Here is a 12,293-nt window from a genome sequence, read left to right as displayed (position 1 = left end):
GAGAGTCAATCCTGTGACAGTTCCCGACCGGTGTAGACTGGCCGCATATTGACCGGGAGACCTGCGATGAGACCGATCCTCACGCTACGCCAGTACACCCAAGACCTGATCGTCCACAGCCATGACCACGCCCAACTGGTGTTCGGGCTCTCGGGCGCGTTGGATTTCGAGGTCGACGGCCGTGGCAGCCAGGTGATTCAGCAGAGTTTCGTGGTCGTGCCCTCCGGGTTCCATCACGCCTGTGGCAGCAGCAATGGCAGCCGTTGCCTGGTCCTGGATGTGCCGAGCGATCAATGGGTTTCTCAGTCGTTAGGGGATCACGCCGACGCCAGCCGTCGATTGCTCGACAACGCTGGGCGCCTGCCGCTGGATGCCGGGCAGAACCAGTTGGTGAGTTGGCTGGCGGGAAGCCAGGTCAGTGACCCGTTGATCGCGCAGCAAGGTGCGGTGCTGTTGTTGGCCAGTCTCAATAATTCTAAACCTGAAGTCGTGGGCGGTCGGCGCCTGCCCTATGCCGCACTGAATGCGCACATCGATCAGTACGCGGCCTATCCGCTGCAAGTGGCGGATCTGGCTCGCGTGGCCGGCCTGTCCAGCGCTCGATTGCATGCCAGGTTCGTGGCTGAGTGTGGACAGACACCGATGGATTACATTCGCAGTCGACGATTGCACCGGGCCGTCGGGCTGTTGCGGGATTCGGCGCTGCCCATCGGCGAGATTGCCAATCGGGTCGGTTACAGCTCTCAAAGTGCCTTCGCTGCGGCGGTGTTGCGGGAGTTTGGTGCGTCGCCCGGCAAATTGCGCCGCGAGGCTCGCGACAAAAGACGATAGCCTGACGACAGACGTAGCTGAGCGTTGCGCGATTAAATGTAGCAGCTGGCGAAGCCTGCGTTCGGACGAAGCAGTCGTAATCACAGGCACCGCGGTCTTTCAGATACACCTTACGACTGCTTCGCAGCCGAACGCAGGCTTCGCCAGCTGCTACAGGGGTGACGGTGTCTGTCGGCCCGGGTTTTATACGTTTATCAAGGATTGCAATGACTCCCCGTACCGCCCTTGGCGCCCTGCATATTGGCGCACTGATGTTCGGCCTGACCGGTGTGTTCGGCAAACTCGCTGCCGCCTCCCCCGCCGTCATCGTCTTCGGTCGTGCCGCGTTCGCGGTGCTGGCGCTGGCAGTTTTCGCGCGGTTCGCCGGCCATACACGCTGGCAGAAACTCGAAGCCGTGGACTGGCGCCGGCTGTTGCTCAGTGGCTTGCTGCTGGCCGGGCATTGGGTGAGCTTTTTCATTGCCGTAAAAGTCGCCGGCGTGGCGATCGCCACCTTGGGTTTTGCCAGTTTTCCGGCATTTACCGTGATCCTCGAAGGGCTGATCTTCCGCGAACGCATTCGCGCCAACGAAATCCTGCTGGTGGTACTGGTGACTGTCGGGCTGGTGCTGGTGACGCCTGACTTCGACATGGCCAGCAGCGCCACCACCGGTCTGCTATGGGCGGTGGGATCAGGTTTGCTGTTCGCCCTGCTATCGCTGACCAACCGTGCCAGCTCCGGGCGAGTTGCGCCGGTACAGGCCGCGCTGTGTCAGAACGTAGTCGTCGCGCTGTGCCTGCTGCCGGCGGCGGCACCACAGCTGAACGAAGTGCGCGCCCTCGACTGGCTGTGGATTGGTCTGCTCGGGGTGTTCTGCACCGCCGTCGCTCACAGCCTGTTCGTCGCCAGCCTGGCAGTAATCAAGGCGCGGACAGCCGCCGTGGTGTTCGCCCTGGAGCCGGTGTATGGCATTACCGTGGCCTGGCTGCTGTTCAATGAAAATCCGACACTACGCATGCTGATGGGCGGCGCGTTGATCATCGTGGCAATCGTAGTGTCCAGCAACTTGTCGGGTGGTTCTAGCAAGAAGATCGTCGCCGCAGAAGCCGCGTCTCATTGAGTGCGGTCGTTATGTCCAAGGTTGCGGTCCGGATCGATCTGATCACGGACCCGCTGCTTGAGCGCCTTGGCTTCTGGAAAACCACCGTCGGTTTTGCGCTCCCAGATCTGCACATCGTCACAGAAAATGTGAAAGACCCCACCAGTGCCGGGCACCAGGGAGACCTTGCCCAAGTCGTCACCGAAGGTGCTGAGCAGTTCCTGGGCCAGCCAGGCCGCACGCAATAGCCACTGGCATTGCGTGCAATAAGTGATGACGATTTCCGGTTTGCGTGCAGTCATGATCGGCGAAGCTCCTGAGTCCGAGGGCGTCGCTATGATAGCCCGGCCAACAGATTCCGGGCGGTCTGCTTGAGCGGTTCGTTACCATCCTTGAGTAACTCGATGGCGCTGTCCAGGTTGCCGTCATCGATGCAGTTCTGCACTTGCTCCCGTTTGCCGGCGCTGCAGGGCTCCGCCGGCGCCAGGCTCAATGGTTCAAGCGCCAGCGACTCGCCGGGATAGGTGAAATCGTTGAGAAAATGATCGTCCAGGACGGCGGACGAGGTGTTTTCGAAGGGGCTGATCGGGTCCCAACTCGAATCCATCGACAGGTCATCCAGGTTCAACTGGAATTCATCGATGGGCGCCGGTTCGTTTGTCGCAGCATCAGGGGGCACGAAGGTCGCTGTGGCAGCCAAAGACACCACACTGTTCAATGCCGGCAGTTCCGGCTGATGCCGCGCTGGCAGTTCGGGTGCAGGTTCGGGCAGCGTCTGAACCTGCTGTCGGTGGCGACGGATAAACAGCCCCAGCAATAACAAACAGACCAGCGCCAACAACCCGAAAATCAGCGACCAGTGGCTCGCTTCGGCCTCTTCGACAACGGGAGCGGGCACTGGCGCAATGGCTACCGGCGTCACCGCTGGTGCCTGTTTAATTTCTGCCAATTGAGTGTGCAGGTCGGTGACCTGTTTTTTCTGGCCGGCGATCTGCTCGCCCTGACCCTGAACCGTCGCCTTCAGCTCATCAATGGTTGTTTGTAGCTGCCGGTTCTGCAGCACGCTGGCGGCCAGTTGCTCGGCAAGGGGATCAACCCCCGGCACGGGGGCAGGTTCATCAACCCGTGGGGTTGCCGGCGTCTTGCTCTTCGGCGCAGGTACCGGCGCAACGGCCGGTTCGACCGTCGGGAATGCAGAAGACTGGGAACGGGTAATCGGCTCGTCAGCGACCGGATCAATCCCCGGCGCGCCCGGCAGATCGATAAGCACTGTGTACTCACGCAGCAAACGCCCATTAGGCTGATTGAGCTGCACGAGGAAATTCAGGAACGGTTCATTGACCGGTTTGTTGGAGCTCACCCGGATCAGGCTGCGGTTACCCCGCAGAATCGGTGTGAACTTCAGATCGTTGAGGAAGAACACCCGGTCGACACCGGCGCGGCTGAACTCCTCCGCCGTTGCCAGTTTGACCGACAGTTCGCCCTCCTCCAGCCCCGCCGTATCGACCAGGGCGATATCGGCACGTAACGGCTGATTCAGCGCGGAATGCAGGGTGATATCACCCAGGCCCAACGCGGGCGTCAATGCCGAGTAAGTGACAGCACCACCGACCAGCAGCAGCCTGGCGCAACACCGCAATACAACGTGCCAACTCTCGAGCATGAGCATCCCTTAGATAACCAGAACCAACCTGTGCGTGTTCGCACATCCGTTACGAACACGATATTGCCTGGTAGTTCTTTATAGTCTGCCCAACGGGGTCTCTCTAAAGACCTGGCGTGCGGTTATGCCTCAAGGCTTTTCCAGGTTGGCCAGGATGTGCCCGTGAACCCGCATGCAGGTCTTCAAATCCGCCTCATCAACGCCTTCGAACAGCTCATGGCGCAGCTGGGTGGCAATGGTTTCAATTTGTTCGATCAGAGGACGTGCCGGGGTACAGAGAACGATTTTTTTCGCGCGGCGGTCTTCCAGCACCGATTGGCGTTGCACCAGGCCTTGGGCTTCTAGGCTGTCGAGCAGGCGGGCCAGGGTCGGCCCTTCAACGCCAACGCTTTGCGCCAGTTCACGCTGGGTCGGAGCTTCGTCGAATCGCGCCAGGTGCAGCAGTACCAGCCAGCGTGCCTGGGACAGCCCGAGGCCGGCCAGCCGGCGGTCCAGTTCGGCACGCCAGCCGCGCGACATCTGGGCCAGTTGCATGCCAAAGCGGTGTTGATCGGTTAACGGCATAAAAAACTCATGGTCAGACTGAAATAGAGAAAAACTAATTATTAGTCAGCTAAGCATGGCCGTCGGCTGGAGGCAAGGTTTGCCCTGTGATGAATCGTTACATCAACGAATCAGTTGACTCATATCTCGAATTCGGACTGTAGCGCCGCCCGGACACAGTACAAAACACCCTCCGGCACTCGACCGGCGAACAGTGAGGCAATCTCCGCAACCGGCGGCAACTCGCCCTCACCGTCGAGGAATGCGTCCTGGATTTCCCCCATCAAGTCTTCAGGCAGGTCCAGTGCCTGTTCCAACGACAATTGCTGCTTGCCAATCGCCTCGGCCAGCATCGTGTAAACGTTCTTTTCCGAACATTGCAGCTGACCGGCGATTTGCAGCGGTGTCATGCCAGCCCGCGCCAGGGTAATCAGTTCGTGGCGCACATCGGCCACCACTTTTGGCGCCTCGACCTGGCCGCCAAGCACTTCGAGGAAAGCCTCGCCGTAACGCTCCAGCTTGCGCGCGCCGACGCCGCTGACCGTGGCCATTTCCGCCAGCGAGGTCGGCTGACTGCGGAGCATTTCCAGCAATGTCGAATCGGGGAAGATGACATAAGGCGGCACGCCGTGCTCTTCGGCGAGTTTGCGACGCAGCGCGCGCAAGGCTTCCCACTGTTCGCGCTCTTCGCCGCGGACCAACTGACTCGCCTGGCTCTTGCTGCTTTTCGCAGTGGTTTGCGGCTTGAGGTCGCGGCGCAGTTCCAGGGTCACTTCGCCCTTGAGCAGCGGCCGGCACGTATCGCTCAGACGCAGGCCTCCGTAGCCTTCAAGGTCGATATCCGCCAGACCACGAGCCACCAGCTGTCGGAACAGAGACCGCCATTCGCTCTCCCCCATCGCCTTGCCGACGCCGAAGACCGACAGATGCTGATGACCAAAGTTGCGGACTTTTTCGTTGTCCTTGCCCAGCAGCACGTCCACCAAATGCCCCACGCCATAGCGCTGGCCGGTGCGGTAGATCGCCGAGAGCGCCTGACGGGCCGGCTCGGTGGCGTCCCAGGTCTGTACGCCATCGACACAGTTGTCGCAGTGGCCGCACGGCTCGGGCATGTCTTCGTCGAAGTAGGCCAGCAGCGTCTGACGACGGCAGCGGGTCTCTTCGCAGAGCGAGAGCATGGCGTCGAGCTTGTGCTGTTCCAGACGTTTGTGGCGCTCGTCGCCTTCGGAGTTTTGCAGCATTTGCTTGAGCATCACCACGTCTTGCAGGCCGTAGGCCATCCAGGCATCCGCCGGCAGACCGTCACGGCCGCCGCGACCGGTTTCCTGGTAATAGGCCTCAAGGGATTTCGGCAAATCCAGGTGCGCGACAAAACGCACGTTAGGTTTGTCGATGCCCATACCGAACGCCACGGTAGCGACCATGATCAGCCCTTCCTCGTTGAGGAAGCGCTTCTGGTGATGCGCGCGGGTGTCGTTGGGCAGGCCCGCGTGGTACGGCAGCGCCGGGAAACCTTGCTCACTGAGGAACACCGCGACTTCGTCGACTTTCTTGCGCGACAGGCAATAGACGATACCGGCATCGCTGCGCCGCTCCGCGAGGAACGCCAGCAACTGCTTGCGCGGCTGCTCTTTGGGCACGATGCGATAAAAAATGTTCGGCCGGTCGAAACTCGAGAGGAAGCGTTCGGCGTCCTGCAAATGCAGGCGATCGACGATTTCTTCGCGGGTGCGCTTGTCGGCGGTGGCGGTCAGGGCGATACGCGGCACGTTGGGGAACAATTCCGCCAACTGACCCAGTTGCAGGTATTCGCGGCGGAAGTCGTGGCCCCATTGGGATACGCAATGCGCTTCGTCGATGGCGAACAGGGAAATTTCAAGGCTTTGCAGGAAGGCCAGCATCCGCGGCTGCACCAGACGCTCAGGCGCCAGATAGAGCATTTTCACTTCGCCACGCTTGATCCGCGCAGCGAGGTCGCGTTGCTGCTCGGCGCTCAGCGTGGAGTTCAACGCAGCCGCAGCGACGCCCAGCTCTTCGAGGGTGGCGACCTGGTCGTCCATCAAGGCGATCAGCGGCGACACCACCACCGCCAGGCCTTCACGCAACAGCGCCGGCACCTGGAAGCACAATGACTTGCCGCCACCGGTAGGCATCAATACCAGGGCGTCGCCGCCACTGGCCACGCGCTCAATGATCGCACCCTGACGGCCACGGAAACTGTCGTAGCCGAAGATGTCCTTGAGGACGCGTTGAGCCTGTTCGAGCATAAAAACTCCAAAAATCACCGAAACATCCCTGCAAGACTGGTTCAGAACCACGCAGGTTGCACTGACAAATCGTAAGTGCACATTGCATGACGCTTCACATTTCAGCCGCGACGCCAGCAGGGCATCACAAAACGCGGGAGTATACCCGAGCGCTGTCCGGCAAAGGGCGCCACTGAGAAGACACACGTACGCCAATACAATAGAGAACCTGTGGGAGCGAGCTTGCTCGCGATGGCGGCGGCACATTCAACATTCATGGTGGCTGACACTCAGTCATCGCGAGCAAGCTCGCTCCTACAGGGATTGCGGTGTTCCGCGAGGCCACAAGGGTGCAAATATCCCGCGCGGCTGGCCTGAGCGCTCAAGAAGGCCTAGAATTCGCGCATCTGTTTAATTCCCAAGGTAGCCCTTTAATGTCCTTCGCTGAGCAACTAACCCGCCTGCAAGTCTTCCTCGACGCCGACGAACTGCATGACGAGGCGCTGGACTACGTGGCCGCCCACGGCTACCTCACTGCGCTATCGATCTGTTCCGAAATCGTTCCCGACCGTGAATGGATCGATGCCCTCTTCGCTGAAGAGCCGCATTACGCCGACGACACCGAACGTGAAGCGATTGAATCCACCCTATTGGCCCTGAAGGCTCACATCGCTCGCCAACTGGCCTCCGATGAAGAGTTCGAGCTGCCATGCGACCTGGACCTGGGCGAAGAGCCGGATGACTCCGACCTGCGCGGCTGGTGCATCGGTTTCATGGAAGGCGTGTTCCTGCGCGAAGCAGCCTGGTTCGAAACCGCCGAAGACGAAGTCAGCGAAATGCTGCTGCCGATCATGGTCGGTTCGGGCCTGTTCGACGAGCAGCCAGAATTCTCCGACATCGCGGCCGATGCCAATCTGATGGACGACATGATCGTACAAATCCCGGAAGCCCTGACCGCACTGTACTTGCTGTGCAACGCGCCAGACGAAAAACCGGCGATCCTCAAGCCACGTCACCACTAAGATTTGCCTATGGATAACCCCATAGGCAACCGCTCCCTGATGTTGCGTTACGTGCTGCAGGCCATCGGCTGGCTGAGCGTAGCGCTGGGGGTGATCGGGATTTTCCTGCCGGTGTTGCCCACCACGCCCTTCCTGCTGCTGGCGGCTGCCTGCTTCGCCCGCAGTTCGCCGCGGTTTTATCAGTGGCTGGTGGAGCATCCACGGCTGGGCCCGTGGATTGGCAACTACCTCGACGGCAACGGCATCCCGCTCAGGGGCAAGGTCTACGCCATCGGGCTGATGTGGGCGAGCATCCTGTTCTCCTGCTACCTCGTACCCCTGCCCTGGGCACGCGGATTCATGTTGACCAGCGCCGTGTTGGTAACAATCTACATCCTTCGACAAAAGACCCTGAAAACACCCCGATCCCTGTAGCAGCTGGCGAAGCCTGCTGCTACAGAGTCGAGGTGGCTGAACGGATCAGTCCGCGTACCAAACCGACGACCAACCCTCCCTTCCTGAAAACACCGCCTAGACTTCAAACTCTGCACCCGAGCAACCCAACATGCCCCGCCGCCTGCGTAGTCCAGGATGGTCAAGCTCCCGACTTCGGCTCGGCGGATGGCTGCTGCTGACAAATTTGCTGTTGTCCGGGGTAAGCAGTGCCTGGGCTAGCTGGTCCTTTACGCAGATTCTGCAAACGGCCGAACAACGCTACGGCTCTCTCGGTCCGGGACGGGGACGAATCGAGGCCTGGAATCAAATGCTGCAAGGCGAAGTCAACGCGCCTGAGCGCGAGCAACTGATCGCGGTCAATCGCTTCTTCAACCAGCAGTTGAGGTTTGAGGATGACACCCACATCTGGTATCAGACCGAATACTGGGCCACGCCCGTCGAATCCCTGATCAAGGGGGCTGCCGATTGCGAGAACTTCGCCCTGGCGAAATATTTCAGCTTGCGCCACCTCGGGATTCCCAGCGAGAAACTGCGCATCACCTACGTCAAAGCCCTGCCCCAGAACCAGGCGCACATGGTGCTGACCTTCTACAACAGCCCAACGGCCGATCCGCTGGTGCTGGACAACTTGTTCGGCGAAATCCGCCCTGCCTCCCAACGCAAAGACCTGTTACCGGTGTACGCCTTCAACGCTGAAGGCCTGTACATGCCAGGCGCCCATGGCGAAAAACGCAGCAGCGACTTGAAAAAACTGTCGCGCTGGCAAGACGTACTGAAAAAGATGCAGGCCGAAGGATTCTCCGTAGGCGATGGCTAGCATCACGGCAAGGAGCATGTATGTCACTGCGCAAACAATTGTTTCTCGCTATTTGCCTGTTCTTGCTGGTGGCGTTCAGCGGCAGTTTTTTTATCAGCCTGGAAAGTACCCGCGACCAGACGGTCGGCCAACTCCGCTCCCACGCCCAGGACGCCGCCACTGCCCTGGGTTTGTCGTTGACCGCACAAATCGACGACCCGGCGATGATCGAGTTGATGGTCAGCTCGATTTTCGACAGCGGTTATTTCAACAGTATCCGTGTCGTCAACATCGTGGATGACCAGGTGCTGGTGGAGCGCACCGCGCCGACGCGACTGGAAGCTGTCCCTGGCTGGTTCGAGAGTCTCGTCAACCTGCACCCGGTAGGTGGCGATGCGTTAATCACGCGTGGCTGGGAACAAGTCGCGCGGGTCGAAGTGTTGAGCAATCCGCAGTTCGCACTGGCTAAACTTTGGGACAGCACCCTTGGCAGTCTGATCTGGTTATTGCTGTGCGGATTGCTCAGCGCAGCGTTCGGTGGCTGGCTGTTGCGCCGGCAATTGCGCCCGCTCGACAGGATGGTCAAACAGGCTGAAGCCATCAGCAAACGCGAGTTTTTGAGCGTGCCAAAACTGCCACGCACACCCGAATTAAGGAGGGTGGTGCTGGCGATGAACCAAATGGTCGAGAAGCTCAAAGCGCTGTACGCCGAAGAGGCGGCACGCAGTGAAAAACTACGCGCCGAGTCCTATCAGGACAGTCTCACCGGGCTGGCCAATCGGCGCTTGCTGGATGAGCAACTGGCCGATCAACTGCTGATCAGCGAACAAAGCAGCGACGGCCATTTGCTGATGCTGCGGATCAACGATCTGATCGGCCTCAACCAGCGAATGGGCGGCCAGCGCACCGACGCGCTGATCAGGACCGTGGGCGAACTGCTCAAGCGCCTGACCCAACTGCCGGAGCGTCGCACCTGGCTGCCGGCGCGCAATCGCGGCGGCGAATTCAGCCTGCTGACACCAGGCCTGGATAGCGCAGACTCCGTGCGCCTGGCGTGCGAAATCAGCGCGACTCTGGAAAACCTGCGCCTGACCGGCGCCAGCGATTGCATGCCGGTGGCGCATCTGGGCATCGTCGCCTACCACCCCGGCGAACCGGCCAGTCATGTGCTACTGCGCCTCGATCAGGCACTGACCCAGGCCCGGCAACACTCTGAGCGGCCTTGGATACATCTGGAACATTTCGACACCACGCCAACCTCGGCCCAACTCGACTGGAGCAACTGGATCGACGACGCGCTGACCCACGGCAAAATGCAGCTGTATTTCCAACCCGTCGTGCAGTGCGCCGATACCAGTCAGGTGCTGCATCACAAAGTCCTCGCGCGCCTGCTCAATCCTCAGGGCGAAGCGATTGCCGCCGGGCATTTCCTGCCATGGATCGAGCGCCTGGGTTGGTCGGCGCGATTCGACCGGGCGATGCTCGAAGCCACCCTCGATTACCTCGTCGTCAATCGTTGGCCGCTGGCGTTAAGCCTGTCGGGCAGCACCCTGCGCGATCACGCACAGCTGCAACACATCTTGGAGTTGCTCCAATCACTGCCCGAACTGGGGCCCCTGCTGACACTGGAAATAGACGAACGCCAACTGCCCCCCCCTGAAGAGCTCCAGCGTCTGAGCCACAGCCTGCTCCAAACGGGATACCACATCGGCCTGCAACATTTTGGGGGCAGCTTCAGCCAGATCGGCAACCTGACTCAACTGGGGCTGGCGTACCTGAAAATCGACGGCACCTATATCCGTGCCATCGACCAGTTCAGTGACAAACGGCTGTTCATCGACGCGATCTTCAGGGCGACCAACAGCATTGATTTGCCGCTGATTGCGGAGATGGTCGAGACCAAAGGGGAGCTGGAGGTGATCAAGGCATTGGGATTGTTTGGGGTGATGGGCAGTTTGATCGGGCCACCTGAGCCGATGTGATTTTATCAGATTGACCGCGTTATCGTTCTTCGAGAGCAAGTCGGCGAAACAGGCATACATCACCCATATCAACCCACCTCTCACCAGACAAAATCCCGCCATTCCTATTATCGGAATGGCGGGATTTGTCGTTTCAGATCACACCGTATCGACCTTCAGCGAATGGTCATTGAGCATCCCGGTGATGATCGTCGCCGTGTCATGCCCCCCCGCAATCACCCCGCCAGCCCCCGGCGTGACGCCGTAATGGCTGGCCAGGTTCACACCTGCAAGGTCGATAGTCTGATTCGGCGCGGCACCGGCCATACTGCTGACGTCGATGCTGGTGACCAGCGTCGCGCCGCTGCCGGTGACTTTGAAGTGCAGGTAGTCATCCAGCGAGGCCGCGGTGTTGTTCTCACCTTGCAGCAGCTGCGAGAGGTCGAGTTTGTCGGTGCCCGGGGTAAAGTCGGTGACCACGTCATGACCGCTGTTGCCTTGGCGCCACTGGAAGGTGTCGGCGCCACTGCCGCCGGTGAGGGTGTTGTCGCCAAGACCGCCTATCAGTAGGTCATCGCCGCCCCCGCCCTTGAGTATGTCGTTGCCCAAACCACCATCGATGATGTTGTTGTTGTTATCTCCGGTGAGGGTGTCGTTGAAGTTGGAGCCGGTGAGGTTTTCAATCCCGGTCAAGGTATCGGTGCCGGCGCCAAGGGTGTTTTGCGCGGTGAGCAGGCTCAGATCGACGGTGACGCCCGCCGTGGCATGGGCGTAGCTGGCGGTGTCGATGCCGGTTCCGCCGTCGAGCAGGTCGTTGCCCGGGCCACTGAACAGCAAGTCATTGCCGGCACCGCCGTGCAGTTCATTGTTGCCTGAGCCGGCAGTGAGCACATCGTTGCCGTCGCCGGCATTGATGATGTTGTTGCCGGTGCCGGCCACCAGGATGTCATCACCCGAGGTGCCGGTGAGGGTGTGGCCGTCCTGATAGCTGATGGTTACGTTCGCCGTGTCGCTGCCGCCATGGTTGTCATTGGCAGTGTAGGTGCCGTGGGCGTCCGGGGCGAGGTCGTGAGCCCCGGCGTAGTTGACGGTCATGGTCAGTTGGTAGTCTTCGGCGCCCTTGGCGTCGTTGCCACTGGGGTCGGTGATGTTGGTGAGGTGAATCTGGTAGGTCCCATCAGCCTGCGCCGTGATGGTCCCTCCGTCCGGGATGGTGACGAACGCACCGCCGTTGAGCGAGTACTCCATGTTGATTTGGCCGGCCCCCAGGTCGTGGTCCAGATTGAGGGTTTCACCTTGTTTCAGATTTACGGTGATGAGGTCTTCATCGTTGGCGGTCGCATGATTGACCGCGCCCAGGTAGCCACTGACCACCAGCACCGCCGTCATCGCAGCGGTATTGGCAGCAAACAAGTTGCGCACATCGGCCTGTACCTGGTTGTCGGCGATGTTGCCCCTGCCGGCGAATGGGAGCACGCCGGTGCCGGTGAAGTCCGCGCCTTTGGCCACCCAACCGGTATTGAACGTGGTCGGCGTCGCTGTCAGCGGATCGCCATTAACGTCGGTGTCGTTGGTCAGCAGCAACTCACCCGGCACCACGAGAGTGCCCGACAGCACGTTGGTGATGACGTGGTCAGCGACCGCCACCGGCGGCGAGTTAGGAACGACGTTACTACCGGTGGCCAGGCAGCTGTTGTTGACGTCGATGGTGACGGTG

At 60.4% G+C, this 12,293-nt stretch carries 11 protein-coding genes; 6 read left to right on the top strand and 5 right to left on the bottom strand.

Annotated elements, in window-relative coordinates; genetic code table 11:
- Positions 1–66 precede the first annotated feature (66 nt).
- Both ACM6IR_RS02025 and ACM6IR_RS02020 read left to right on the top strand, forming a co-directional pair.
- On the top strand, positions 67–831 hold the full coding sequence (locus tag ACM6IR_RS02025) for an AraC family transcriptional regulator (protein WP_414906153.1): 765 nt from the start codon (positions 67–69) through the stop codon (positions 829–831).
- Positions 832–1,037: 206 nt separating this feature from the next.
- Positions 1,038–1,931, top strand: coding sequence for a DMT family transporter (locus ACM6IR_RS02020; protein ID WP_414906152.1), 894 nt, complete (start codon positions 1,038–1,040; stop codon positions 1,929–1,931).
- Here ACM6IR_RS02020 and ACM6IR_RS02015 read toward each other — a convergent pair.
- From ACM6IR_RS02015 to recQ, 4 genes are all read right to left on the bottom strand, one after another.
- Positions 1,925–2,212, bottom strand: a complete 288-nt coding sequence (locus ACM6IR_RS02015; protein WP_414906151.1) for a SelT/SelW/SelH family protein — start codon at positions 2,210–2,212, stop codon at positions 1,925–1,927. The two genes, ACM6IR_RS02020 and ACM6IR_RS02015, sit on opposite strands and share 7 nt — an antisense overlap.
- 32 nt (positions 2,213–2,244) lie before the next feature.
- Complete coding sequence (locus ACM6IR_RS02010; RefSeq protein WP_414906150.1) at positions 2,245–3,573, bottom strand: hypothetical protein; 1,329 nt, start codon at positions 3,571–3,573, stop codon at positions 2,245–2,247.
- Positions 3,574–3,702: 129 nt separating this feature from the next.
- Positions 3,703–4,137, bottom strand: coding sequence for a MarR family transcriptional regulator (locus tag ACM6IR_RS02005; RefSeq protein ID WP_414906149.1), 435 nt, complete (start codon positions 4,135–4,137; stop codon positions 3,703–3,705).
- A gap of 119 nt (positions 4,138–4,256) precedes the next feature.
- The gene (gene recQ / locus ACM6IR_RS02000; protein ID WP_414906148.1) at positions 4,257–6,383 is read right to left on the bottom strand and encodes a DNA helicase RecQ; all 2,127 of its coding nucleotides are present in this window, start codon (positions 6,381–6,383) and stop codon (positions 4,257–4,259) included.
- A 413-nt stretch (positions 6,384–6,796) separates the two neighbouring features.
- On the opposite strand from recQ, the gene ACM6IR_RS01995 reads away from it, so the two are divergent.
- From ACM6IR_RS01995 to lapD, 4 genes are all read left to right on the top strand, one after another.
- On the top strand, positions 6,797–7,384 hold the full coding sequence (locus tag ACM6IR_RS01995) for a UPF0149 family protein (protein WP_414906147.1): 588 nt from the start codon (positions 6,797–6,799) through the stop codon (positions 7,382–7,384).
- A 9-nt stretch (positions 7,385–7,393) separates the two neighbouring features.
- Positions 7,394–7,798 (top strand): YbaN family protein, encoded by a 405-nt coding sequence (locus ACM6IR_RS01990; RefSeq protein WP_414906146.1) that lies wholly within the window; start codon positions 7,394–7,396, stop codon positions 7,796–7,798.
- 130 nt (positions 7,799–7,928) lie between these two features.
- On the top strand, positions 7,929–8,636 hold the full coding sequence (lapG, locus tag ACM6IR_RS01985; protein ID WP_414906145.1) for a cysteine protease LapG: 708 nt from the start codon (positions 7,929–7,931) through the stop codon (positions 8,634–8,636).
- 20 nt (positions 8,637–8,656) lie between these two features.
- Positions 8,657–10,597, top strand: coding sequence for a cyclic di-GMP receptor LapD (gene lapD / locus ACM6IR_RS01980; RefSeq protein ID WP_414906144.1), 1,941 nt, complete (start codon positions 8,657–8,659; stop codon positions 10,595–10,597).
- Between the two features lie 138 nt (positions 10,598–10,735).
- Here the strand turns inward: lapD and ACM6IR_RS01975 are convergent.
- On the bottom strand, positions 10,736–12,293 hold a 1,558-nt coding region (locus ACM6IR_RS01975; RefSeq protein WP_414906143.1), incomplete at its 5' end, for a type I secretion C-terminal target domain-containing protein.

Origin of the sequence: Pseudomonas sp. IT-P253, from assembly GCF_949768125.1 — a bacterium.
Classification (GTDB): Bacteria; Pseudomonadota; Gammaproteobacteria; order Pseudomonadales; family Pseudomonadaceae; genus Aquipseudomonas.
The sequence above is the reverse complement of the archived record's forward strand: the minus strand, read 5'-3'. Positions and strand labels throughout refer to the sequence as shown.